Below are 23,483 nucleotides of genomic sequence, written 5' to 3'. Positions count from 1 at the left end.
GACAGTGGGGTCGCCTTTCTTTTGGGTACTTTTCTTTGGCGAAGCAAAGAAAAGTACCTCGCCCGCCGGGGCGAAATCCCGGCTCCCGCCCATTGCAGAGGCATGAAGCCAAAACGGCCTCCAGCGCTCACCAACAAAGCGCAACCAGCTACCAAAACAGGAGCACCCATCACACAGCCCCCCTGCGCGCCCGCCCCCTCCCCCCCCACCCCCCCACCGTCCACTAAATCACCGGCGTCGTAAACAACGTGAGCAACTGGCTCACGATCAGCCCCCCCACCATCGTCACCCCCAGCGGATGCCGCAACTCACTGCCCACCCCCCCACCCAACATCAATGGCAACGCACCGAGCAAAGCCGCCAGCGTCGTCATCAAAATCGGCCGAAACCGCAGCAAACAGGCTTGGTAAATCGCTTCCCGCGCAGGCAACCCCTGGTCGCGCTGAGCCTCCAACGCAAAGTCGATCATCATGATGGCGTTCTTCTTGACGATGCCGATCAAGAGAACGATGCCGATCACCGCCACGATGTCCACACCCAGCCCCGCCATCCACAACGCCAGCAGCGCCCCCACACCCGCCGAGGGCAAGGTCGAGAGGATGGTCACCGGGTGGATCGTGCTCTCGTACAGCACGCCCAGCACGATGTACATGGTGACCACCGCCGCCAGGATGAGCAGCAGCGTGTTCGACAGCGACGCCTGAAACGCCAGCGCCGCGCCCTGGAAATTCGTGTCCACGGACAACGGCAGCTGACCTGCCTCGCGGGCCGCTGCCTGTTCGGTCTGGATGGCCTTGACCGCATCGCCCAGCGCCACGCCCGGCGCGGTGTTGAACGAGATGGTGGCCGCAGGCAATTGGCCCACGTGGTTCACGGCCAGGGGCATGGGGCGCTCTTCAATGCGCGCCACCGATGACAAAGCCACCGGCTTGCCTGCGCTCGAAGTGACGTAGATGCTGTTCAAAGCCTCCGGCCCCAGCTTGAATTGGGGCGCCACCTCCAGCACTACGCGGTACTGGTTGGACTGGGTGAAGATAGTGGAGATAAGCCGCTGGCCAAAGGCGTTGTACAGCGCGGTGTCGATGCCCGCCACCGTCACGCCCAGGCGGCTGGCCTGGGCGCGGTCGATCTGCACAAAGGCCTGCAGGCCCTGGTTTTGCAGGTCACTGGCCACATCGGCCAGTTGCGGCAGGGCGCGCATGCGCTGCACCAGGTCGGCGGTGCTGGTTTGCAACTGGGCCATGTCGGGCGATGAGAGCAGCAACTGGTATTGCGTGCGCGCCACGCGGTCTTCAATGGTGAGGTCTTGCACCGGCTGGGCATAGAGGCGAATGCCCACGATGTCCCGCGTTTCATCGGCCAGGCGGCGCAGCACCACGGGGGCGCGGTCGCGCTCGGCATGGGGCTTCAGGTCAATGAGCAGGCGGCCGGTGTTGAGCGTGGTGTTGGCCCCGTCCACCCCGATGAAGGACGACACGCTTTTCACGGCCGGGTCTTGCAGGATGCGCTCGGCCAATTGCTGCTGGCGGTCGGCCATGGCGGCGAAAGAGATGGACTGGTCGGCCTCGGTGGTGGCCTGCAGCGTGCCCGTGTCTTGCACCGGGAAAAAGCCTTTGGGCACCACCAGATAGAGCACCACCGTCAGCACCAGCGTGGCGCCAAACACCAGCCAGGTCAGGCCCCGGCGGTTCAGCACCCACTGCAGCGCACGGCCATAGCGGGCGATGGTGCGGTCAAAAAACCGACCCGTGGTCTGGTACAGGCGGCCGTGGCTTTCTTCGGGCGTGTGGCGCAGCAGGCGGGCGCACAGCATGGGCGTGAGCGTGAGCGACACCACTGCTGACAACAAGATGGCCACCGCCATGGTGATGGCAAATTCATGGAACAGGCGCCCCACCACATCGCCCATGAACAGCAGCGGAATCAGCACCGCAATGAGCGAAATGGTGAGCGAGATGATGGTGAAGCCGATCTGCTTGGCGCCCTTGAGCGCGGCCTGCAGCGGTGGCTCGCCCTCTTCCACATAGCGGGCAATGTTCTCGATCATGACGATGGCGTCGTCCACCACAAAACCCGTGGAAATGGTGAGCGCCATCAGCGTGAGGTTGTTGATGGAAAAGCCCGCCAGGTACATCACGCCAAACGTGCCCACCAGCGACAGCGGCACCGCAAAGCTGGGGATGAGCGTGGCCGAGGCGCTGCGCAAGAACACAAAAATCACCGCCACCACCAGGCCAATGGCCAGCGCCAGCTCGGTCTGCATGTCGTTGACCGAGGCGCGGATGGTGGTGGTCCGGTCGGTGAGCACCTTCACGTCCATCGACGCGGGCAACGTGCTTTGCAATTGGGGCAGCAGGGCCTTGATGCGATCGACCGTCTCAATGACGTTGGCACCGGGCTGGCGGCGGATGTTGAGAATGACGCCCGACTTCGAGCCCGTCTCTGGCGTGCCCGCCCAGGCGGCCAGGCGGGTGTTTTCGGCATCGTCCACGGTTTGCGCCACATCGCGCAGGCGGATGGGGTTGCCGTTTTTGAACGCGAGGATCAGGTCGCGGTATTCCTGCGCGGACTGCAGCTGGTCGTTGGCATCGATGGTGGAGGCGCGCGCGGGGCCGTCAAAGCCGCCCTTGGCCTGCTTGACGTTGGCCGCCGCGATGGAGCTGCGCACGTCTTCAAGCGTAAGGCCCAGGTTAGCCAGCGCGGTAGGGTTGGCCTGGATGCGCACCGCCGGGCGGCGCCCGCCCGCAATGGCCACCAAGCCCACGCCGTTGACCTGCGAGAGCTTGGGCGCGAGGCGGTTTTCCACCAGGTCGTTCAGGCGGATGACGGGCAGCGAGGGCGAGGTGATGGCCAGCGTGAGCACTGGCGCATCGGCCGGGTTGACCTTGCTGTAGATCGGCGGCATGGGCAGGTCGTTCGGCAGCAGGTTGCTGCCGGCGTTGATGGCCGCCTGCACCTGCTGCTCGGCCACGTCCATCGACATATCCAGCGCAAACCGCAGCGTGATGACCGAGGCCCCACCCGAGCTGGTGGACGACATTTGGGACAAGCCCGGCATCTGGCCAAACTGGCGCTCGAGGGGCGCTGTGACGTTGGAAGTCATCACATCCGGGCTGGCGCCGGGGTACAGCGTGGTGACCTGGATGGTGGGGTAGTCCACCTCAGGCAAGGCCGAGATGGGCAGCAGCCGGTAAGCCAGCAAGCCTGCGATGAGCAGCGCCACCATCAACAGCGAGGTGGCGATGGGGCGCAGAATGAAGATGCGGGACAAATTCATGGCGGGAACGGCAACGGGGCCTGCGAGGTGCGACGCGGAAAGCGCTGGGTGGAGAAGCGCTATCGCTCAGCGCACGGGGGCAGACCCTGGCGATGCTGCCGCAGAGGCCGCCTGCGTGGAAGCCACCGCAGCAGACGCGCCAGAAGCTGGGGCGGAAGCTGCGCCTTGAGGCGCCTGCGCGCGCCGGTTGCGGAAGAACGCCCGCCGCTCTTCCTGCGTCATCTTGGCCACCTGTTCACGCTCTTGCGGGGTCAGGCTGGCCATCAGGGCTGCGCGCCGGGCACCTGCGTCCTGGGCGGCAGCATCCGCGCGAGTGGCAGCGCCGCTGTCAATCACAGCCACCTTGGCGCCTTCGCGCAGGCGGTCGATGCCATCGGTCACCACCTGGTCACCGTCCTGCAGTTCACCCTCCACGCTCACGCGGTCGCCGTCCACCACACCCACACGAATGCGCCGCTGGGTCACGGTGCCGTCGGGGCGCACCAGATACACGTAGTTGTTCTGCACCGCCGTGCTGGGCACCGTGAGCACGTCTTTGAGCAGGTTGACCTGCAGCTTCACGTTGACGAACTGGTTGGGAAAGAGAGCGCCTTCTTCATTGGCAAAGGCTGCCTTGGCTTTGATGGTGCCGGTGGTGGCGTCGATAGCGTTGTCCACCGCACCCAGCCGCCCGCGGGCGAGGCGCTGCTTTTGCTCACGGTCCCACAGCTCTACCGGCAAGCTGGCACCACTTTGAAGGCGCTGGTTGATGGCAACCAGCTGTGCCTCGGGCACCGAAAACACGGCATCGATGGGCCGCACCTGGGTGATGGTGACGATGCCTGCGGCGTCCGATGGGCCCACCACATTGCCCACATCGGCCTGGCGCAAGCCCAGGCGCCCACTGATGGGTGCGGTGATGCGGGTGTAGCTCAGCTGCAGCTTGGAGGCATCGACCTGGGCCTGGTCGGCGGCTACCGTGCCTTCCAATTGGCGGACCAAAGCTTTTTGGGTGTCTACCTGCTGGGCAGCGATCGAATCTTTGGCGAGCAGGTCTTGGTAGCGCTGCAGATCGAGCTGGGCATTTTTGAGTTGGGCCTGGTCGCGCTGCAGGTTGCCCTGGGCCTGGGTCAGCGTGGCCTGGTAACTGCGGGGATCAATTTCAGCCAGCAATTGCCCGGCCTTGACCTCATCACCTTCCTTGAACTTGATGGACAGCAGCTCCCCGCTGGCCTTGGCCCGCACCACGGCCGTGGCACGCGCGCTCATGGTGCCGATGGCGCTGACCATGACGCGCACATCCTGGCGCTGCACCACCCCCACCGACACCGGCTGGGCAGCCCCCGCCCCACTGAACCGGCCGGGGGCACGCGCGGCGCCCGCAGATGCGGCCGCGGGCGCCTGCTGCTTCCACCACCAGGCCCCGGCCGCAGCGGCCGCCAGCAACACCAATGACACGAACCACCACCGCACGCGGCCCTGTTGGCGCACGGCAGACCAGGAAGACATGAAAAAAGGAGCGGGCATGGAGAAAAGCGCGGCCGGGGCGTGCCGAAGCAATGCGGTAACGGAGGCCGTATGGTAGCCACGGCTCGGCCACCAGCGCTGGAGCGGCGCGGGATTTACCCAGGCTTTACCGGTCTTGTACAGACATGGGCATTCGTTACCGCAAGCCGACCTGACTGGCCCTGCAACGTGGCACTCGCCTACCTACCAAGGCCGGCCAAATCCACCCTGTGTGCCCACCGCACTCCGGGCAAAGGCGCGTAGTGGGCAACCACCACGGCGCGCTCGGGCTCGTCCGCACAGGTGTTCAGCGCCTGGGTCAGATACGTCACCGAAGGCTTGTCCAACCCGGCGATGGGGTCATCGATCAGCGTCAGCGGCGCCCCGCTGGCCAATGCAGCAGCCATGCACACCTTGCGCCGAGTGCCGGTGGACAGGGCATGAAAAGGCTTGGCCAAATGCTCTGCCAACGCAAAGCCTGCCACGTGCACCGCCAAAGCGTTCGCATCCCAGCGCGAATACTTGGCGGCTTGCGCATCCAGCCAAGCCTGGGCGGTAGTGGTGTTCAGTGCATCCGAGCGCGGGTCCATCCAAAAAACCTGGGCGCTGTAGCGCTCTGGCTCCTGCACAGCATCCACGCCACCCACTGCCACGCGCCCTTTTTGCGCCGCCAGCTCACCCGCAAGCAAACGCAGCAACGTTGTTTTGCCCGTGCTTTCATCGCCGCACAACAGGACCAATCCCGCATTACAACGAAGGCTGAAGCCCTGAAAAACGTTGCACTGGGGATAACCAAAATCCAGCGCATCGACAGACATCAAAGTGGGCTTAGGAGACATGGCGTTGCGAACAAAAAAGGTAGTGGGTGGCGGCAGACATTGTGCACGGCGACTGCTGCACAGACCGGACAATGCGCTCTGATCACAACCCTCTCACACCTACGCCCCATGACCCTGGACTACCTTGATTTTGATTACAGCGAAGACGACGAAGGCACAGGCACGTTTGATGCGATGGCCTGTGTGACGGAAGCGCAGTGGGCACGCCTGCAACAGGAGATCACCCAGGTGCTGCAGTGGTGTCATGAGCAGTTTCCGGAAGGCCCCAGCCCCGTGGAAGATGGCGGTGACTGGCAGTACGACCTGCGAGGGGTGCAGGAGGTGAGCACACCCGTGGCCCTGCATTTCGACCCAGCGACCGGGGGCATTGCGCGCAAGCTTGAAACGGCAGCACCACCAAGACTGACGGTGACCCTGACCTTGAGCGGCCACGCACAGTTTTGCGAGGCGTTGCGCGCCGAATTCGGCCTGGAGTAGCCCATCTGCGGGGCATTTTGGGTGCGCGATGGCGACCCAAAACCCCAAGCCCTTTAGGGGAAAAGCCCGCAGCATGCACGCAGCAAACTTTGGCGTGACATTGTAATACTCATTAGTCTAATCAATGACCGGAGAGTAACGATGCTGAAACGCCGTCAATTCCTGGGTGCTGGTGCAGGGCTCTGCGCCTACGCTGCTGGCTCTTTTATTCCCGTATGGGCCCAAAGCGCGCCCAACCTGGGTACGCCCACCTTGCCATCTCCCGGATTTCGCCGCACCAAGATGGGTGACGTCGAAATCATCTCGGTGCTGGACGGAATTGCGCGCCGGCCGCTGGGCGAAGAATTCGTGAAGAACGCCCCGCTCGCAGAAGTCAAAGCCCTGCTCACCTCGCAAGGCCTGCCCTCCGACTACATCGACGTGCCGTTCACCCCGTTCGTGGTGATTGCTGGCGGACGCAAGGTGCTGATTGACACCGGCCTGGGTGACTTCGGTGGCCCTAACGCAGGCAAGCTGCTGGAAAACCTGCGTGCCGCAGGTGTGCCCGCCTCCGATATTGACACCGTGCTCATCAGCCACTTCCACGGCGACCACATCAACGGCCTGCGCAACAAGGCGGGCGAACTGGCCTTTGCCAAAGCCAAGGTGATGGTGCCCGCAGCCGAGTACGCGTTCTGGATGGACGACGCCAAAATGGCAGCAGCCCCTGCCGGACAAAAGGGCGCGTTTGAAAACGCCCGCCGTACCTTCAGCGCCATGGGGCCTGACATGCTGGTGCAGTTCGCAGCAGGTGCCGAGGTGGTGCCGGGCATCCGCTCGGTGGCCGCTTACGGGCACACCCCAGGGCACACTTTGTTTGAAGTGACCTCCGCAGGGCAGAGCTTCTTCTACCTGGCTGACCTGACCAACGTGCCTTCCCTCTTTGCACGCAACCCCGACTGGGCTGTGACTTTCGATATGGACGCAGAGGCCGCACGCAAGGTGCGTCGTGAGGTCTTTGCGCGGGTGACTTCCAGCAAATCGCTGGTGGGCGGTTTCCACTTCCCCTTCCCGGCGTTTGGCCGGATGACCGCAACAGGTAACGGCTACACATTCGAGCCAACGGTCTGACATCGGCTGTTTGCCATACCAGCCCATCGCATCCGAACTGCAAAAGGTGGGGTCTCAAAGCGAGGCCATGGCGGCGCTGCCGCGGTGACCTACACCCCATTTTTTGGCACCCACGCCAACCTATGGCCTAATAGCAGCTTTTCCACCACTTTTTCCAGAGAAGTTCCATGGGCAACAAGATCGTTACCGAAGCAGACCGCAAGCGCACTCCCCGTCCACAGCCCCTGCCAGGCAACACACTGCAAACCCCCGGTCGTGGCCAGCGCGTGAGCCTGGAACGTGGCGTTGCTACCCGCAGCAAGAAGAACCCCGGCAAGCGCTCCAAGAAGGGCGGCTAAAGCCTGTGGTGGCCTCAAGCAAGGCCACGCAAAAAAACAAAAGCCAACCAATCGGTTGGCTTTTTTTTCGCCCCCAACTCACCGTTGCACTCACCGCGCCGCGGATGCACTCACAAAGGAGCCGGCTGGGTCTCTGCAAAACGGCGTGCTGGCAACACGATGTGGAACGCGGCCCCTTTGGGCGTGAGGTTGCGCGCAAATATCTGGCCTCCCATGGCTTCGATGATCTTGCGGCAGATAGCCAACCCCAACCCGGTGCCACCTGAACCATCTTTGGTTTTGCTGGACTGCACGAAGGCTTCAAAGATCTGCTCCAACTCAGCTTCGGGCACACCAGGGCCTTCGTCATGCACCTCCAGATGGACCTGCCCTCGGGAGTCCATGCGCCCCACCACCGTGATGGAAGAGCCAGGGGGCGAAAACTTGATGGCATTGGCGACCACATTGCGAATGACCTGCTGCAGGCGCAGCGGGTCCACCTTCGCCACCAGTGGCAGTTCTGACAGCCGCAGGTGCATGGTTTGCTGGCTGCGCGCGAGCAAGGGCTCCAGCTCTTTCACGACCGGCTGGATCAGGCCCCGCAAATCAATGCGCTCCAGGTGGAAAGTGCCCACCGTGCTCTCCAGCTTGGAAACCTCAAGCAAGTCGTTCACCAAAGCCAGCATGCGCTGCCCGGCAGAATGGATGTCTTCGAACATCCCAGCCAAGCGCGGCTCGGCGCGCCCGCGCAGCGCGCCCAGCTCGGCAAAACCAAGAATGGACTGCAAGGGGGTTCGCAGCTCGTGGCTCATGTTGGCCACAAACTCTGATTTGGCCCGCGATGCTTCCTCTGCTGCGTGCCGGGCTTCCTGGGTGGCACGCTCGGCCTCGCGGAACTCGCTCACGTCCACGAAGATGCTCAGCACGCCCGACACATGGCCCTGCGCATCTGTGATGGCGGCCTTGATCACCCGGGTCTCGCGCCGCATCGCATCGGCATGCAGCACCTTGGTTTCAAAGAACGCCTGCCCGCCTTTGGCAAGCAATTCTCGGGTGTGCAGCCGCTCAACCTGCGCTTCATCGGCAGGCAGCAGATCCGTCAGTAGCCGCCCGACCACCGAGCTTCGGTCCAGACCCTTGTATTCCTCCCAGGCACGATTGACCTGAACCACCGCCCCACGCAGGTCCACGACGGAAATCGGCAGCGGATTGGTGTCCAGCAGCAAATTCTGGAAGGCGATCTGGGCCTGCAAGCGGTGTTCTGCCACCCGGCGCTCGGTCACATTCACAGCGCTGCCCACAAAGCCGACCAGCCGCCCTTCGGATCGCAAGGACACCAAGGCCACATCGAAATGCATTTCGCCGCCATTTCGCGGGCGAACCTTGGTCTGCAGGTGACGCACTCCAGCAGGCGCCAACGGATCCAGCGCCTTGCGCACATCATCGCGGCTGGAGGGATCCACGATGTCCTCCAGGCGCTTGCCGATGGCCTGCTCTTTCGGGCTACCGTTGAAGGCTACCCAGTGATCGTTCACATAAGTGACCACCCCCTGCGCATCGATACGAAAGATCAGCTCCTGCACGCTGCGCATCAGCACGCTCAGCTCGCGCTCACTCTGGGCAATGCGCTGCTGCGCTTTGTTGGCAGCAACTTGGGCTGCTTCACGCAACTTGACCACCCGCCACACGGCTGCGGTCAAACCAGCCACCAGCAGGACCAAAGCACCACCAATGCCCAAAAGCGCCTTGGCGCCAGACAACCAACGCCACACAACACGGCTGTACGACTCCTCCACGATCACCACCAGCGGTTTGGTGCTGGAGGCGCGAAATGCCAGGAGCTGCCGATCCCCCAGCGCACCACGCCCCACGTACTGCTCGTGCTCTTTGGAGGGCAGGTAGCTGGTGAATACAGGGATACCGCCGACGTTGGCGCCCATCAGTGCAGCGCCATCGCGAGACCCGGCCAAGACCATGCCCTTGTCAGTGGTCACGATGGATTCAAAGTTGCCGCCCTCCAGCGCGAGATACTGAAAGTTGGAAAACGCATCCGGGTTGATCAAGCCCACCAGAAACAGTGGGCGACCCGCCTCGCTCGCCATCAGGCGCAACAAAGGAATGAACGCCAGGCCCGGCGGTGCTTTCACCGCTGGGGCGCCCAACTGGATCGCAGCCAACCCCCTTCCCATGACCAAGGGGCCTAGCACTGCACGGCCGCCGACATTTCGGGGGCCCAAACGCTCCAGATCGATGCGAATGCCTGCCTCAGAGGGACTGGTGCTTGCAAGAATATTGCCATGCGCATCAGCCACCGCAATGGTTCGCAAAAAAGGCAGGCCCGACAGCGTTTGATTCAGCGCCGCCTGTATGGCCGCAGCATCAGGTACAGCAGCACGCAACACTGGTGACATTGCCAGAGCATCCAGCGCCATTTCGCCAGAATCCAGCGTGCGCGTGGCCTGGTCTTCAATCACTCTGGCCAGCAAGATTGAGTGAGACTGCTCTTCAGCGATGGCACGGCGAAACGCATTGCCAGTGACCAGCGCCACCAGGATCACAGCGATCAGCGTGGCAGCGGCGCCCCCCACCAGCACCAGTGTGCTGGCCCTGGACCAACGCTCCGAGGTGGGGGCGTTGATGGAAGCGGCTGCATGCGTGTTGGCCATGTTCAACGAACCACAATGGGCCCCAGCCCCTGCTTGCTGGCGGCATTGTTCAACCTGCCGTCCTTCTTGATGCGCGAGACGAACTCATCCACCACCGCAAGCCACTGAGCATCGCCCGGTTTCACCGCATACGCATAAGGCAGCACCGAAAAAGGCTCGGCGGGTGCAATCAGTCGCGCCCAGTCTGCGTTGTCCAGCAAGCGCCGGCTGTAGGGATAGTCGGTCATGAACACATCCACACGCCCAGCCACCAGTTCCCGCTCTCGCGTCGCCGGCAACTTCACACGCACCAGTTGGGCATGCTTGAGGCGCTGCTCCATCACCGGCTCCATGAAGGTGCCGGATTGAACGGCAACCAGCACCCCTGGCTTGTCAATATCCGACCATTCGCGGACAACTTGGTTGCTCTTGGTCGTGATGCCGTAAATATCACTGCGCAAATAAGGCTGGGTGAAACGCAATTTCTCCGCCCGTTGCGCGGTAACGCCCACGGCAAACATCGCCACATCGCAACGATCCTCCACAAGGTCACTGACCAGCGTTGGAAACGAAGAGTCCACGTATTCGACGCGAACGTTCAAGTCTGCAGCCAGCGCAGCGGCCAGCTCAATGTCGATACCGCTCAGTTCTTGCGTGCGTGGGTGGCGGTAAGTGACACCGTAGTATTCGGGCCAGATGCACACCTTCAGAGCCCTTGCCGTGCGCACTCTGTCCAGAACGGGCTGAGCGTGGGCGTAGCCAAGCAGCAGCATGCCAAGCACCGCCAGCAGCGGGCAAGCCCTCGAGAGAAAAATCATGACAACCCCCTCCGCCCAGAAGTAGCCGCTCAAACGCGGCGGGTCCATCGAGCGCGCAGCCGCTCTACCTCGCAGCTTGGGCACGGTAGCGCGGCCGTGAAGCTCACGCCTCGGCTTCCATGCGGTAGATGGTTTCGAGCACCTGCAATGTGCTGAAAGGCTTCATCAAATAATCGTCCGCCCCTGCGGCCAAACCTGCCTCTTTGTCACTGGCCTGAACACGGGCTGTCAGCAAGACGACTTTCGTGAACCGTGTGGCGTGGTCTGCCTTGATCTGGCGGCATACTTCCAAACCGTTCAGGGTGCCGGGCATCATGATGTCCAGCAGCACGATGTCAGGGCAGATCTCACGACACCGTGCCAACCCAGCGTCACCCGTAGAAGCCTCATGGATTTCGAAGTCATCGAACTCCAGCGTCATTTTCAATAATTTGCGAATGTCAGCATGGTCTTCAACAATCAGTATTTTTTTCATGGCACGCCCTTGAAAGAGATGGTGAACCTAGCCTCATGGCGCTTCAGGTGGTTATTGTCCCGTTGCTTCGTTTGCTTGGTATGATCAAATCATATCAATCATTTGTATCAAATGCAAGTTCTTCTCCCTGCTATGAAAAAAGAGGAAAATGCGCAACTCATGAAATCTGAAAAAACACCACCACCGTCGCTGGTTCAAGACCACTACACCACTTTGGAAGTGGCCAGCATGCTCGGGCTTGCGGTGCGGTCGGTGCAATTGATGGTTGATCGCAACGAGCTCGAAGCGTGGAAGACCCCTGGGGGTCACCGCCGCATCTCTAGAGCTTCGGTAGAGCAGTGGATCAATGCCCGTACGGGCGCAGGTGGCAAAGCCGCCTCGCAGCCTGCTGGCAGTGGCAATGGCGCAGTGGGTACTGGCACGCCAGCGCGCGGCCGTGGTGCTCCGCAGATTTTGTTGATCGAAGACTCCATCCACTTTCAAAACCTGGTCACCCTGCTGGTGAACCAGCACTTCCCTGGCGCTGCTCTGCACACGGCCAGTGATGGCATCACCGGCTTGGCCATGTATGGGCAGATTCAGCCCGACATCCTGATTGTGGACATTCTGCTGCCGGGCATCGACGGGGCCACGCTGATCACCACCCTGCGCTCTCACCCGCAATTTGCCCGCAGCCGGCTGATCGTGGTGACCTCACTGGACCAAGAGCAGCGAGAGCCCTACGCGTTCGCATTGCAGGGTGTGACAGTGATCCATAAATCCCAACTGGTGGCAGAACTGCCCGCCATACTGGCACAGTCGCTGCCCACCCCAACCGCATGACCAGCGCTGCTGCGCCCTGTGTCTTGCTGGTGGAGGACGACACCTCCATTACGCGATTCGTGGCGATGGCGCTGGATCAGTTGCCCATTGAGCTGCTCACCTGCACCAGTGTGCCTGCCGCAGTGGCATTGCTAGAGCAGCGCGATATCCAGCTCGTGATCACGGACTTGATGCTGCCGGGCGAGTCGGGCATTTCTCTGGTGCAACGCCTTTCAGCGAATCCGCAGCTGCGGGGTGGCACGCTGGTGGCCGTCTTCAGCGCTGGCCTGACGACTGCTGTGAAGGAGCAGTTGCAGGGAATGGACCTTTGGAGAGTTCTGTCCAAGCCCATCGCTGTGCAAGAACTGGAAAGCTGCGTGCGCGATGCGCTGGCCCTGCATGCCTTGCCAGAGGCGGATACCAATACTGCAACGGCAGCGCTGCAGCCCTCCCCCACCAACCCGGCTGCCAAACCAGCCCCAGCCACCAACGCTGCCGAGACATTGGCCATTGCCACCCATTTTGGTGGCGACGTACAACTCTTCACCACCTACCGTGCGGCATGTCTCAAGCAGTTTGCCGCCGATGTGCAAACGGGTGATGCCGCAGCGCAAGCGCAAGACTGGCCTGCTCTGCGCAGGCTGGCCCACAGCCTCGCCACCGTGCTCCTCACACTGGGCAGGCCGCAGGACAGCCTGGTCGCCAGGGCGCTGGAGGATGCCGCAGCCGTGGCTGATGCCGCCACCTGCACCAGCGGCTGGAGCAATTTGCGGCAGCGCCTTGCAACGCTGAACTGAACGCAGCGCGCCGTCAGCCACATGGCGGCTGGTTGGTTTGCCCCAGCGGCGCGTGAGTCACTGGGTCAACCTCTCGATGGGTGTGCGAAACGCCTGCATGAACAGGGACGTGCAAACCGGTTCAAAATGGCGCCATGATCACCGTCCACCACCTTGAAACCTCGCGCTCGCAGCGCATTCTTTGGCTCTTGGAAGAATTGGGCTTGCCCTACCAGCTCAAGGTCTACCAACGTGACAAGCGCACCCGGCTTGCGCCTCCTGAACTCAAACAGATCCACCCGCTGGGCAAGTCGCCAGTCATCACCGACGGGCAGATCGTGGTGGCGGAATCAGGTGCGATCATTGAATACTTGGTCGAAACCCATGCCACCCTGGCCACGGGCGAGCTAGCCCACCTCGCGCCTGCTGTGGGCACGCCAGCCCACCGCCAATGCCGGTTCTGGATGCACTACGCAGAAGGTTCGCTGATGAACTGGCTGGTCATGAAGCTGGTGTTCGCCAGCATTCCCAAACAGCCCATGCCGTTCTTTGTGCGGCCGGTGGCCAAGGCGCTGTGTGCCACCGTGCAAAGCAAGCTGATCGACCCCAACGTGGACACGGCCCTGGACTTTATGGAAGACCACTTGGCCACCCACCAATGGTTCGCGGGTGAGCACATCACCATGGCTGATTTTCAGATGAGCTTTGCGGTGGAAGCAGCTCTTGCACGGGCCAACCCCGGCAAACCCCGCCCTCACCTGCAGGCCTACCTGCAGCGCATGCAGGCCCGCCCGGCCTACCAACGCGGCATTGCCAAAGGCGGTCCTGTGGTGATGAGCGCCTGAGCCCTCACACGCCGCACACCAGCGGCCCGGTGGGCGCAAGTTCACGCTCGTTCTTGGCGCGCGCCACCTGCACGCCTTGTGGCAGGGCCACGCCGTTTTTCACCGCCAGAATCTCGGCCATCACGCTGACGGCAATCTCAGGCGGTGTCTTGCTGCCGATGTACACCCCAATGGGGCCGCGCAGTCGCTGCAGCGATGCCTCGGTCTGCCCGAAGTGCTCCATCATGCGGGCGCGGCGCGCCTCGTTGTTGCGCCGCGAGCCAATGCCACCAATGTAAAACGCCTCTGACGCCAAGGCTTCCAGCAGCGCCAGATCGTCCAGCTTGGGGTCGTGCGTGAGGGCTACCACGCAACTGCGGCGGTCGGGCTTGAAGGCGGCCACCACATCATCTGGCATGTCTCTTACCAGCTTGGCGCCCGGCACGTTCCAGCTACCGACAAACTCTTCGCGCGGATCGCACACCGTCACGGCAAACCCGCTGAACAGCGCCATGGTGGCCAGGTATTCCGCCAACTGCCCGGCTCCGATGAGCAGCATGCGGTACTCGGGGCCGAAGGTGTTGGTGAGCTGCGCGGCATCCACCACCAGCTCGGCAGGTGCCGCCGCCGCTTGCAGGCTGACCCGCCCATCAGCGAGCAGCACGGTACGTTGCACCAGCTGACCCGACTCCAGCTGAGCAACCAATTCCGCCAGACTCTGCGGGTCGGGGTCGTATTCCAGCAGCAGCTCCAGCGTGCCGCCGCAGGGCAATCCAAACCGGTGGGCCTCGTCGGCCGTCACTCCGTACTTCACAAAGGTGGGCGGCCCGCTGGGTATGGCGTGCGCCAGACCACGGTCCGCCCCTGCGGCCTGCGCGTAGGCGCGGGTATGGCGGTCGATCAAGTCGTCTTCAATGCAACCGCCGGATACAGAGCCCACCACCGCCCCCGTTTCGCACAGGGCCATGATGGAGCCGACGGGCCGAGGCGACGACCCCCAGGTGCGCACCACCGTGGCCAGCAAAGCGCGCTGGCCCGCCTGGCGCCAAGCCAGCAGGGTGCGCAGCACCATCACATCCAGATTTTCCATGCTCCTACCTCACTGCAAGCGCTGGCTTGTTCAACTCATTAACCACGCCACCACCGCCAACACTGCCGCGCCGATGGCAATCCAGCCCCACACCGGCACGCCGCCCGAGGCTTGCGAATCGGTTGGCAGCGCAATGGGCTGCGTGGGGGCGTGCGACATCACCGTGTCCTGGGTTTCTTCGCCGGCAGCCTCCCGGGGGTAGCGGCGCTGCATTTCGTTGTCAAAACGTTTGAAAAAATCTTCTGCCATGGTTTTCGCAGCCCCGTCGATGAGCCGCTGGCCGAGCTGCGCGATCTTGCCGCCCACGGTGGCATGCACCGTGTAATGCAACTCGCAAAGCGGCAGGCCAGACGCGTCAGCAGGCAAGGGTTCCAGCCGCACCTGGGCGGTGCCCTTACCAAAACCAGCCACACCGCCCGAACCATCAAACGCGATGGTGTAGCTCTCGGGCGGCACGATGTCGGCCAGCGTGATCTTGCCCGCGAACTTCGCAGACACCGGCCCGATCTTGAGCGCCATGGCCACGGCGTATTGATTTTCGCCACTGGCCTCTACCTTGTCGCAGCCGGGGATGCAAAGCTTGAGAACCTCGGGGTCATTCAACGCCTCCCAGGCTTGCTGTTGGGTCACGGCCAGGGTGCGGCTGGCTTGCATTTCCATGATTAGGTTCCTTCGTTCAGTGAATATTCAAACTTTTACGGCCTAACGGCGCTGCGGCTGCAACACCTGTGCAATGCTGTGCGCCAATTGCTGCAGGCTCTCCAGGTTGTGCACCGCCAGCATGCCGTGGGCGTGGCGATGCAGCACCTCTGCGCCGCGCGCGGTGGGGCGATAGCCTTCGTAGCGCAGCAGGGGATTGAGCCACAGCAGCTGCCCGCAGTGACGGCGCAGCCAGCCCAACTCTTGCAGCAGCGCGGCGGGCTCGCCCGTGTCCAGCCCATCGCTGATGAGCAGCACCAGCGTGCGCCGCCCCACCAGTCGGCGCGCGTGTCGGCGGCGCAACTGGTGCAGCGCTTCGCCCAGACGGGTGCCGCCTGCAAAATCGGTGATGGCAGCACTGGCGTGGGCCAGCATGGCGTCGCCATCAGCGTGTCGGAAGGCGGGTGTCAAATCCGTGAGGCCCGTGCCAAACGCGAACATATCCCGTCGCCCCACACCCTGCCCGCCCTGCCCCGGCGCTGTGGCGGCGTGCAAGAAGGTGAGCAGCAGGCGTGCATAGCGCTCCATTGATCCGGACACATCCACCAGCACCAGCAGGGGCACGGGCTGGTCGCGCCGCGCCAGGCGTGGCAGCTCCAGCATCTCGCCGCCCGTGCGGGCTGCACGGCGCATGGCGGCGGCCCAGTGCGGGCGGCTGCCCCGGCTGCCGGGGCAGGTGCGGCGCGATGCGTAGCGCGGCAGGGGCAAGGCCACCTCGCGCACCAGGCGTTGCACCAGCTGGTATTCGCCAGCAGAGAGCTGGTTGAAATCTGCCCGGCGCAGGCGTTGCTGGTCGCTCGCTGTCATGGCGGCGTCAAATTCGATCTTTTGCTCTTGCGTGCTGGCGTGCTGCTGCCGTGCGGCGCGCAAAGGTGCCAGCGCATCGGCCACGCGCTGGCGGCGGGGGGCACCTTTCGATTTTTCAGGGGCGGTGGGCAGCATCTGCGCCAGCAGCTTCTGCGCCACATCGGGGTTGCGGAAGTACGCAGCAAACAGTTCGCGAAACACCTGGCGGTCCTGCTCGCGACTGATGAGTACGGCCTCCAGTGCGGCGGCCATGTCCTGCCGTGCCAGGCCCACCAGCAACAGGGCTTGCTGGGCCAGCGCCATGCGGGCGGCATCGACCGGCACACCGGCGCGGCGCAGGGCGCGACCAAAGCCGGTGAGGTTGTCCGCCAGCTTGCCGCTGCGCGCATCGCCCAACTGTGAGGCGGTGGCATGCACCCCGCCGGCGGCGGCTACAGCAGAGGCCCCTGCCCCGCTCATGAAGCCTCCGGCTCTGGCTGCAACAACTCAGACGCCAGCGCGGCAGTCAACGCGGCCACATCCTCGCGCTGCTTGAACAAGATACCCGCGGTGTCGCTCACCACCTCGGGGTCCACCACCAGGGTGTCCAGCGCCACCAGGGCCTTGGCCCATTCCACGCTCTCGGCAATGCCGGGGGCGCGCTGGAAGGCGTCGGCAAATGGCCGGCTGCGCAGGCGCGACACAAACAGCGCTACCTGCTGGGCCAAGGCCTCGCTGGCACCGGGCACCTGCGCGCGGACGATGGCCAGCTCGCGCTCGCGCTCCGGGTAGTCCAGCCAGTGGTACAGGCAGCGGCGCTTCACAGCGTCGTGCAGGTCACGCGTGCGGTTGCTGGTGAGGATGGTGACGGGCGTCACAGCCGCCTGCACGGTGCCGATCTCGGGAATGCTGACTTGGTACTCACCCAGGTATTCGAGCAGGAAGGCCTCAAACGGTTCGTCGGCGCGGTCTACCTCGTCAATGAGCAGCACCGCCCCCGGTGCAGGCGCGCGCAGGGCCTGCAAAAGCGGACGGGGAATGAGGTAGCGGTCTTGGTACACCTCGGCCTCGATGTCACGAACGGAACCGAGCGCCGCACGGCCGCCCGAAGGCGCGGGCGCCCCCTCGGGGGGCAGCGAGGACACGCCAGTGCCGAGCGTGGGGGCCAACATTTCAGCGGCACGCAGATGCAAAAGCTGCGCTGCGTAATTCCATTCGTACAGCGCCTCGCGCTGCTCCATGCCGTCATAGCACTGCAGGCGAATCAGCACCCGCTGCAGCGCCCGGGCCAAAGCCTGCGCCAAGGCTGTCTTGCCCACGCCGGGCTCACCCTCCAGCAGCAGCGGCCGCTGCAACTTCAACGCAAGGAACACGGCGGTGGCCAGCCGCCGGTCTGCGAGGTAGCCCTCGTTCCGCAGCGCCTGCATCAGGGCATCGACAGAGGCCAAGGCATTCATGCTTGATTGCTTCACTTTTGATAGCTGCTTGCGCTTGATGGATAAGCGCCAGAGGACAATTTCATTCAAAAACATCACCATTAGTACACGCGCCCTTCGATACCGGAGCGCCCTGGGCCAGCAACCGCCGTGCAAGGGCCGCCCCGCAGCACCGGCGGAGTCCCCCTTCCCGAATGGCACCGCCATGCGAGAGAAGGGGGAAGCGGCGCAGCCGCTCAGGGGGATGTCATCTTCGCCACCGCGCGCTGGATTTGCACGCTGATGAGGTTGGCCCGGTAGGCCGCGCTGGCATGCAGATCGGCATTCAGGTCGCTGGGGTCGATTACCACCGCTGCGGCGGCCTGGGGCGTAAAGTCTCGCGACAGCGCGGCTTCCAGCCCCGCGTGGCGGAACACGCAGCTTGAAGCCCCCGTCACAGCCACACGCACACCCGCATCGAACTGCGCCACAAACACGCCCACCAGCGAAAAGCGCGAGGCAGGCTGCTTGAACTTCATGTAGGCGGCGCGCTTCGGGATGGGGAAGCGCACGGCGGTGATGATCTCGCCCTCGTCCAGCGCGGTGGTGTACATGCCCACAAAAAATTCGTCTGCCGCAATCTCGCGCCGATTGGTGATGACGGTGGCCCCCAGGCCCAACACCGCGCTGGGGTAGCAGGCAGCAGGGTCGTTGTTGGCCACAGAACCGCCCAGCGTGCCGCGTGCGCGCACCTGCCGGTCGCCAATGCCAGCGGCCAAGTCGGCCAGGGCCGGGATGGCAGCCTTCACTTCGCCGCTGGCCGCCACATCGGCGTGGCGCGTCATGGCGCCGATCACCAGGGCATTGCCCTCGCGGCGAATGCCCGCCAGCTCGGCAATGCTGTTCAGATCAACGATCTTCTCCGGGTTGGCCAGGCGCAGGCGCATGGAAGGCAGCAGACTTTGTCCACCAGCCAGCAGCTTGCCGCCCTGGGCAATGAGCTGCGCGGCGGCGGCGGTGGAAGCAGGCGCTTCAAAGGTGAATGCGTACATGGTCGAATCTCCTTATGCCTTGGCCGACTGGATGGCTTCCCACACGCGGTGGGGCGATGCGGGCATGTCAAAGTCCTTCACGCCCAGGGGGCGCAGCGCATCGAGCACGGCATTGATCACCGCCGGGGGCGAGCCGATGGCCCCGGCCTCGCCGCAGCCCTTGGTGCCCAGCGGGTTGTGGGTGCAGGGCGTGCAGACATGGCCGAGCTTGAACTCGGGGAAGTCATCAGCGCGCGGCATTGCGTAGTCCATGAAGCTGCCGGTAAGCAACTGGCCGGTTTCGCGGTCGTACACGCAGTTTTCCAGCAGCGCCTGGCCAATGCCTTGCACCAGCCCGCCATGCACCTGGCCCTCCACGATCATGGGGTTGATGATGGTGCCGAAGTCGTCCACCGCAGTGAACTTGTCCACGCGGGTCACGCCGGTCTGCGGATCGATCTCCACCTCGCAGATATAGGTGCCTGCGGGGAAGGTGAAGTTGGTCGGGTCGTAGAAGGCGGTTTCGTTCAGCCCAGGTTCGAGCTTGTCCAGCGGGTAGTTGTGCGGCACATAGGCCGTGAGCGCCACCTGGCCAAACGGGATCTTCTTGTCGGTGCCCCGCACGGTGAATTCGCCATTGGCAAAGTCGATGTCGGCGTCGCTGGCCTCCATCAAATGCGCAGCAATCTTCTTGGCCTTGGCCTCGATCTTGTCCAGCGCCTTCATGATGGCCGCGCCGCCCACGCTGATGGAGCGCGAGCCGTAGGTGCCCATGCCGAACGGCACGCGGCCCGTGTCGCCGTGCACGATGTCCACGTTCTCCACCGGAATGCCCAGGCGCGCCGCCACCACCTGCGCAAAGGTGGTCTCGTGGCCCTGGCCGTGGCTGTGCGAGCCGGTGAACACCGTCACGCTGCCGGTGGGGTGCACGCGCACCTCGCCGCATTCAAACAGCCCCGCCCGCGCGCCCAGGGCGCCCGCGATGTTGGAGGGCGCAATGCCACAGGCCTCAATGTATGACGAGTAGCCGATGCCCCGCAGCAGGCCCTTTGCCGCGCTGGCGGCCTTGCGCTGCTCAAAGGCTGCCACATCGGCCAGCTTGTTGGCACCGTCCATGCAGGCATGGAAGTCACCCGTGTCGTACTGCAGCGCCACCGGCGTCTGGTATGGAAAAGTCTGGATGAAATTGCGGCGGCGGATTTCGTCCTGCGAGAGGCCCATCTCCCACGCGCAGCGGGTGACCAGGCGCTCCAGCAGGTAGGTGGCCTCAGGGCGGCCTGCGCCCCGGTAGGCGTCCACCGGCGCAGTGTTGGTGAACCACGAGTCCACCTCTACATACACCTGAGGAGTGCTGTACTGGCCCGCCAGCAGCGTGGCGTAAAGAATGGTGGGCACCGCACTGGCAAAGGTGCTGAGGTAGGCACCCAGGTTGGCGTGCGTATTCACGCGCAGGGCCAGGAACTTGCCGTCCTTGTCCATCGCCATTTCGGCATGGCTCACATGGTCGCGGCCATGGGCGTCGGAGAGGAACGCCTCGCTGCGGTCTGCCACCCACTTGATGTTGCGGTTGAGCTTTTTGGAGGCCCAGGTCAGGCACACGTCTTCGGCGTACAGGTAGATCTTGGAGCCGAAGCCGCCGCCCACGTCAGGCGCAATCACGCGCACCTTGTGTTCTGGCAGGCCCATCACAAAGGCCGTCATCAAAAGCCGCTCAACGTGCGGATTCTGGTTGCTGACATACAGCGTGTATTCGTCGCTGGCCCGGTTGTAGCTACCGATGGCCGCACGCGGCTCCATGGCGTTGGGGATCAGGCGGTTGTTGATCAGGTCGAGCTTGGTGACGTGGGCGGCGTTGGCAAATGCGGCATCCACGCCGCCCTTGTCGCCAATGGCCCACTTGAAGCAGTGGTTGTCGGGCGCAATGTCATGCACCGCCGCACCGGCCACGGCGCCCGACGCAGCGTCGGCCACGTTCACCACGGCAGGCAGCACGTCGTAGTCCACCTCCACCAGCTCGGCCGCGTCGCGCGCCTGCTGCTGGGTCAGCGCCACCACCATGGCCACATGGTCGCCCACGTAGCGCACCTTGCCCTGGGCCAGGATGGGGTGCGGCGGCTCCTTCATGGGCTCGCCGTTGGTGCTGGTGATGAGCCAGCCGCAGGGCAGGCCGTTGATGTTGTCGGCCGCCACATCGGCCCCCGTGAACACGCCCAGCACGCCGGGCGCGGCCTTGGCCGCATCGATATTGATGCTGTTGATCTTGGCGTGGGCGTGCGGTGAGCGCACGAACACCGCGTGGCATTGCGCGGCCAGCACCACATCGTCGGTGTACTGGCCGGCGCCGGTGAGGAAGCGGTAGTCTTCCTTGCGCTTCAAGGCCTCGCCAATGTATGGCAGCTTGGAAAAGTCGGATGCACCCATGGTCGTTCTCCTCTTTCCTGGTTAAGCCATGGCCTTCTGGCCGACCTGCACTGCGCGCACGATGTTCTGGTAGCCCGTGCAGCGGCAGATGTTGCCTTCCAGCAGCTCGCGGATCTCGCCCTCGCTGGCGTCGGGGTGGTGCTTGCACAGGTCTACCGCGCTCATCACCATGCCGGGGGTGCAGAAGCCGCACTGCAGGCCGTGGCACTCTTTGAAGGCCGCCTGCATGGGGTGCATGGTGCCGTCGGGCGCGGCCATGCCCTCGATGGTGGTCACCTCGGCCCCCTGGGCCTGCACGGCCAGCATGGCACAGGACTTGACGGCGCGGCCGTTGACGTGAACGGTGCAGGCACCGCACTGGCTGGTATCGCACCCTACGTGGGTGCCTGTGAGCTGCAGGTGCTCTCGCAACGCGTGAACCAGCAGGGTGTTGGGGGGGACGTCTATGCTGGCCGCGCGGCCGTTGACGGTGAACTGCACTTGCATCTCGCTGTCTCCTGTAATGGTGATGGCTGGATTCGCACGGCGCATCTTGAAACGCCCCTGCCCCCCGCTTCTCTAGGGACAACCCTAGAAACACCCGGCGCTGCGCGGGATATTCTCAAAATGAAACATGCTGCACTGCACACCGGTGCACCATGCGCGGAAATCTTCACCCCCTTGCCACCTCGCCTTGCGCGCACGCTCCCACGGCGTACCCAAGGCCCTGCCCCAGGGACTGCGATGCTTGCTGCTGCCGATCCGTCATCCCACCACCGCCAGGCCCTGATCCAGAGGGCCCGGCAGAGCGTTTTGCTGGGCGCGGGTGGCGAGGTATCGCTGGAGCCATGGATCACGCGCTCGTGGCAGCGGTGCCTGGCCGCCGGGCTCCATCCCGGGCACAAGGTGGTCTTCAACCCCATCAGCGGCCAGGCATTGCGCCAGCTGGCCGATGAAAGCCATGCGCTGGTGCAGGCCGCGCGGCCGGTGCTGGACCAGCTCACCCGCGCAATTGCGGGCATGCGCTACTTCGCGATGTTGACCAACGCGCGCGGCGTGGTGATCGACGTGCAGGGCGCGGTGGACCGGCACGACCCGCGCAGCCAGCTGATCGGGCGGGTGGGCGTGGACCTGTCTGAAGCCGCTGTGGGCACCACTGCCATAGGCGCGGCGCTGACCGAGCTGACCCCGGTCTGGCTGCACCGGGGCGAGCACTTTTGCGATGACAACAGCGCCTACAGCTGCGCAGGCGCTCCCCTGTTCGACCCCGAAGGGCGCTGCATGGGCATGCTGGACCTGACGGGCGTGGATGTGCCCGAGCGGCCCGAGCTGCGGCACCTGGTGGCGCGATCCGCCCGCTCGATCGAAGACGCGCTGCTGCTGTCACGCCCACACGACTGGCTGATGCGATTGAACTGGCCCGGCGGCGCACTGGGCGGCGAAAGCGATGGCCTGGTCACGCTGGACGACGACGGCCAGGTGCTGGGCACCAACACCACGGCGCGGCAACTGCTTCCCATGCCGCTGCGCAGCCCCGGCGGCGCTGTGCACAGCGCCGATCTGTTTGCCATGCCCTGGGCCATGCTGCGCGATGCGGCATGCCAGCAGCGCAGTGCAGCCATGCCGGTCCCGCTGTGGTCGGGTCTGCGCCTGCAAGCGCTGGTGCAACCGGCTGCAGCAGTTCAGGGCCGTGTGCGCGCAAGCCCTGCCGCGCCCTTGCGGCAGACAGAAACCGCGCTGATCCGCCAGGCGGTGCAAGACGCCCGCGGCAATGTGGCCGAGGCCGCGCGCGCACTGGGCATCAGCCGCGCCACGGTGTACCGCAAGCTAGGGCCGTCTGCGGTAAAGTTCTGAACAAAAACGGTTCCTAGCGCTTACCAATCAAGCGCCACAAGCTATCAAAATCAGAGCAAATCCATCCACAGCGGCCCAGCCCTCAATCCCACAGTGCCAGCACCACCGCCGATTCATCCACCTGCAGCTTGACCCGGGATCGCACCCGCAAGCCGCTGCCTGCCGGCGCAAAGCCCACCATCTGCACACCCGCATCGAGCTGCGCGGCCACTTCGTCCACCTCGGGGCCACGGGAAAGGCGGGTCACGCGCCCTTCCCACCAATTCACGCCAGCGGCAGGCGAGTCGGCATACGGCATCGCCCGCACTGCCGTGGCCTTGCACAGCGCCAACAATGCCTGGCCTGGCTGCAGGCCCAGCAGCTC

Annotated in this window: 20 protein-coding genes and 1 pseudogene; 7 read left to right on the top strand and 14 right to left on the bottom strand. The window is 64.1% G+C overall.

Annotated elements, in window-relative coordinates; all coding sequences use genetic code 11:
- Nucleotides 1-223 precede the first annotated feature (223 nt).
- The 3 genes from AADJ04_RS12110 to AADJ04_RS12100 form a co-directional block, all read right to left on the bottom strand.
- The gene (locus AADJ04_RS12110; RefSeq protein WP_341239768.1) at nt 224-3,277 is read right to left on the bottom strand and encodes a multidrug efflux RND transporter permease subunit; all 3,054 of its coding nucleotides are present in this window, start codon (nt 3,275-3,277) and stop codon (nt 224-226) included.
- 66 nt (nt 3,278-3,343) lie between these two features.
- The gene (locus tag AADJ04_RS12105; protein ID WP_341239767.1) at nt 3,344-4,783 is read right to left on the bottom strand and encodes an MdtA/MuxA family multidrug efflux RND transporter periplasmic adaptor subunit; all 1,440 of its coding nucleotides are present in this window, start codon (nt 4,781-4,783) and stop codon (nt 3,344-3,346) included.
- Nucleotides 4,784-4,962: 179 nt separating this feature from the next.
- Nucleotides 4,963-5,601 carry an ATP-binding cassette domain-containing protein gene (locus AADJ04_RS12100; protein ID WP_341239766.1) on the bottom strand — a complete coding sequence of 213 codons (639 nt, stop codon included), beginning with the start codon at nt 5,599-5,601 and terminating at the stop codon, nt 4,963-4,965.
- Between the two features lie 108 nt (nt 5,602-5,709).
- Here AADJ04_RS12100 and AADJ04_RS12095 point away from each other — a divergent pair, with 108 nt between their 5' ends.
- From AADJ04_RS12095 to AADJ04_RS12085, 3 genes are all read left to right on the top strand, one after another.
- Nucleotides 5,710-6,078 (top strand): hypothetical protein, encoded by a 369-nt coding sequence (locus tag AADJ04_RS12095; RefSeq protein WP_341239765.1) that lies wholly within the window; start codon nt 5,710-5,712, stop codon nt 6,076-6,078.
- Nucleotides 6,079-6,219: 141 nt separating this feature from the next.
- On the top strand, nt 6,220-7,188 hold the full coding sequence (locus AADJ04_RS12090) for an MBL fold metallo-hydrolase (protein WP_341239764.1): 969 nt from the start codon (nt 6,220-6,222) through the stop codon (nt 7,186-7,188).
- Between the two features lie 167 nt (nt 7,189-7,355).
- Nucleotides 7,356-7,526, top strand: coding sequence for a hypothetical protein (locus tag AADJ04_RS12085; protein ID WP_167336958.1), 171 nt, complete (start codon nt 7,356-7,358; stop codon nt 7,524-7,526).
- A 110-nt stretch (nt 7,527-7,636) separates the two neighbouring features.
- On the opposite strand, the gene AADJ04_RS12080 is transcribed toward AADJ04_RS12085, so the two are convergent.
- The 3 genes from AADJ04_RS12080 to AADJ04_RS12070 form a co-directional block, all read right to left on the bottom strand.
- Nucleotides 7,637-10,171: an ATP-binding protein gene (locus tag AADJ04_RS12080; RefSeq protein WP_341239763.1), complete on the bottom strand. Its 2,535-nt coding sequence runs from the start codon at nt 10,169-10,171 to the stop codon at nt 7,637-7,639.
- A gap of 2 nt (nt 10,172-10,173) precedes the next feature.
- Nucleotides 10,174-10,923: an ABC transporter substrate-binding protein gene (locus tag AADJ04_RS12075; RefSeq protein ID WP_242638108.1), complete on the bottom strand. Its 750-nt coding sequence runs from the start codon at nt 10,921-10,923 to the stop codon at nt 10,174-10,176.
- A 148-nt stretch (nt 10,924-11,071) separates the two neighbouring features.
- Nucleotides 11,072-11,443 (bottom strand): response regulator, encoded by a 372-nt coding sequence (locus tag AADJ04_RS12070; RefSeq protein ID WP_066788917.1) that lies wholly within the window; start codon nt 11,441-11,443, stop codon nt 11,072-11,074.
- A 159-nt stretch (nt 11,444-11,602) separates the two neighbouring features.
- On the opposite strand from AADJ04_RS12070, the gene AADJ04_RS12065 reads away from it, so the two are divergent.
- From AADJ04_RS12065 to AADJ04_RS12055, 3 genes are all read left to right on the top strand, one after another.
- Complete coding sequence (locus AADJ04_RS12065; protein WP_341239762.1) at nt 11,603-12,265, top strand: response regulator; 663 nt, start codon at nt 11,603-11,605, stop codon at nt 12,263-12,265.
- On the top strand, nt 12,262-13,041 hold the full coding sequence (locus AADJ04_RS12060; protein WP_341239761.1) for a response regulator: 780 nt from the start codon (nt 12,262-12,264) through the stop codon (nt 13,039-13,041). Before AADJ04_RS12065 ends, AADJ04_RS12060 begins: the two co-directional genes overlap by 4 nt.
- A 134-nt stretch (nt 13,042-13,175) precedes the next feature.
- On the top strand, nt 13,176-13,865 hold the full coding sequence (locus AADJ04_RS12055; RefSeq protein WP_288485744.1) for a glutathione S-transferase: 690 nt from the start codon (nt 13,176-13,178) through the stop codon (nt 13,863-13,865).
- A 4-nt stretch (nt 13,866-13,869) separates the two neighbouring features.
- Here AADJ04_RS12055 and AADJ04_RS12050 read toward each other — a convergent pair whose 3' ends face one another.
- The 7 genes from AADJ04_RS12050 to AADJ04_RS12020 form a co-directional block, all read right to left on the bottom strand.
- Nucleotides 13,870-14,934, bottom strand: a complete 1,065-nt coding sequence (locus AADJ04_RS12050) for an XdhC family protein (protein WP_341239760.1) — start codon at nt 14,932-14,934, stop codon at nt 13,870-13,872.
- A gap of 30 nt (nt 14,935-14,964) precedes the next feature.
- The gene (locus AADJ04_RS12045) at nt 14,965-15,594 is read right to left on the bottom strand and encodes a carbon monoxide dehydrogenase subunit G (RefSeq protein ID WP_341239759.1); all 630 of its coding nucleotides are present in this window, start codon (nt 15,592-15,594) and stop codon (nt 14,965-14,967) included.
- A gap of 42 nt (nt 15,595-15,636) precedes the next feature.
- The gene (locus AADJ04_RS12040) at nt 15,637-16,899 is read right to left on the bottom strand and encodes a VWA domain-containing protein (RefSeq protein ID WP_341239758.1); all 1,263 of its coding nucleotides are present in this window, start codon (nt 16,897-16,899) and stop codon (nt 15,637-15,639) included.
- Complete coding sequence (locus AADJ04_RS12035; RefSeq protein WP_341239757.1) at nt 16,896-17,876, bottom strand: MoxR family ATPase; 981 nt, start codon at nt 17,874-17,876, stop codon at nt 16,896-16,898. Before AADJ04_RS12035 ends, AADJ04_RS12040 begins: the two co-directional genes overlap by 4 nt.
- Nucleotides 17,877-18,091: 215 nt before the next feature.
- Entirely contained in the window at nt 18,092-18,886 is a 795-nt protein-coding gene (locus AADJ04_RS12030) for a xanthine dehydrogenase family protein subunit M (RefSeq protein WP_341239756.1), read from the bottom strand.
- 12 nt (nt 18,887-18,898) lie between these two features.
- On the bottom strand, nt 18,899-21,286 hold the full coding sequence (locus tag AADJ04_RS12025; RefSeq protein WP_341239755.1) for a xanthine dehydrogenase family protein molybdopterin-binding subunit: 2,388 nt from the start codon (nt 21,284-21,286) through the stop codon (nt 18,899-18,901).
- A 21-nt stretch (nt 21,287-21,307) separates the two neighbouring features.
- A complete protein-coding gene (locus AADJ04_RS12020) occupies nt 21,308-21,772 on the bottom strand; it encodes a (2Fe-2S)-binding protein (protein WP_273623145.1) in 465 nt (154 codons plus the stop codon).
- 237 nt (nt 21,773-22,009) lie between these two features.
- Here AADJ04_RS12020 and AADJ04_RS12015 point away from each other — a divergent pair, with 237 nt between their 5' ends.
- Entirely contained in the window at nt 22,010-23,119 is a 1,110-nt protein-coding gene (locus AADJ04_RS12015; RefSeq protein ID WP_341239754.1) for a helix-turn-helix domain-containing protein, read from the top strand.
- An 82-nt stretch (nt 23,120-23,201) separates the two neighbouring features.
- On the opposite strand, the pseudogene AADJ04_RS12010 reads toward AADJ04_RS12015, so the two are convergent.
- Nucleotides 23,202-23,483, bottom strand: a pseudogene (locus AADJ04_RS12010) (ModE family transcriptional regulator); the annotation flags it as partial.

This window comes from uncultured Acidovorax sp., assembly GCF_964021665.1.
Taxonomy (GTDB): domain Bacteria; phylum Pseudomonadota; class Gammaproteobacteria; order Burkholderiales; family Burkholderiaceae_C; genus Acidovorax; species Acidovorax temperans.
Note: the sequence above shows the minus strand (reverse complement) of the source record. Positions and strands in the feature narration are given on the sequence as shown.

Coding starts and splice junctions, on each gene's coding strand:
- AADJ04_RS12110 (WP_341239768.1), bottom strand. CDS start 3,277: ATGAATTTGTCCCGCATCTTCATTCTGCGCCCCATCGCCACCTCGCTG.
- AADJ04_RS12105 (WP_341239767.1), bottom strand. CDS start 4,783: ATGCCCGCTCCTTTTTTCATGTCTTCCTGGTCTGCCGTGCGCCAACAG.
- AADJ04_RS12100 (WP_341239766.1), bottom strand. CDS start 5,601: ATGTCTCCTAAGCCCACTTTGATGTCTGTCGATGCGCTGGATTTTGGT.
- AADJ04_RS12095 (WP_341239765.1), top strand. CDS start 5,710: ATGACCCTGGACTACCTTGATTTTGATTACAGCGAAGACGACGAAGGC.
- AADJ04_RS12090 (WP_341239764.1), top strand. CDS start 6,220: ATGCTGAAACGCCGTCAATTCCTGGGTGCTGGTGCAGGGCTCTGCGCC.
- AADJ04_RS12085 (WP_167336958.1), top strand. CDS start 7,356: ATGGGCAACAAGATCGTTACCGAAGCAGACCGCAAGCGCACTCCCCGT.
- AADJ04_RS12080 (WP_341239763.1), bottom strand. CDS start 10,171: ATGGCCAACACGCATGCAGCCGCTTCCATCAACGCCCCCACCTCGGAG.
- AADJ04_RS12075 (WP_242638108.1), bottom strand. CDS start 10,923: ATGCTGCTGCTTGGCTACGCCCACGCTCAGCCCGTTCTGGACAGAGTG.
- AADJ04_RS12070 (WP_066788917.1), bottom strand. CDS start 11,443: ATGAAAAAAATACTGATTGTTGAAGACCATGCTGACATTCGCAAATTA.
- AADJ04_RS12065 (WP_341239762.1), top strand. CDS start 11,603: ATGAAATCTGAAAAAACACCACCACCGTCGCTGGTTCAAGACCACTAC.
- AADJ04_RS12060 (WP_341239761.1), top strand. CDS start 12,262: ATGACCAGCGCTGCTGCGCCCTGTGTCTTGCTGGTGGAGGACGACACC.
- AADJ04_RS12055 (WP_288485744.1), top strand. CDS start 13,176: ATGATCACCGTCCACCACCTTGAAACCTCGCGCTCGCAGCGCATTCTT.
- AADJ04_RS12050 (WP_341239760.1), bottom strand. CDS start 14,934: ATGGAAAATCTGGATGTGATGGTGCTGCGCACCCTGCTGGCTTGGCGC.
- AADJ04_RS12045 (WP_341239759.1), bottom strand. CDS start 15,594: ATGGAAATGCAAGCCAGCCGCACCCTGGCCGTGACCCAACAGCAAGCC.
- AADJ04_RS12040 (WP_341239758.1), bottom strand. CDS start 16,899: ATGAGCGGGGCAGGGGCCTCTGCTGTAGCCGCCGCCGGCGGGGTGCAT.
- AADJ04_RS12035 (WP_341239757.1), bottom strand. CDS start 17,876: ATGAATGCCTTGGCCTCTGTCGATGCCCTGATGCAGGCGCTGCGGAAC.
- AADJ04_RS12030 (WP_341239756.1), bottom strand. CDS start 18,886: ATGTACGCATTCACCTTTGAAGCGCCTGCTTCCACCGCCGCCGCCGCG.
- AADJ04_RS12025 (WP_341239755.1), bottom strand. CDS start 21,286: ATGGGTGCATCCGACTTTTCCAAGCTGCCATACATTGGCGAGGCCTTG.
- AADJ04_RS12020 (WP_273623145.1), bottom strand. CDS start 21,772: ATGCAAGTGCAGTTCACCGTCAACGGCCGCGCGGCCAGCATAGACGTC.
- AADJ04_RS12015 (WP_341239754.1), top strand. CDS start 22,010: ATGCTTGCTGCTGCCGATCCGTCATCCCACCACCGCCAGGCCCTGATC.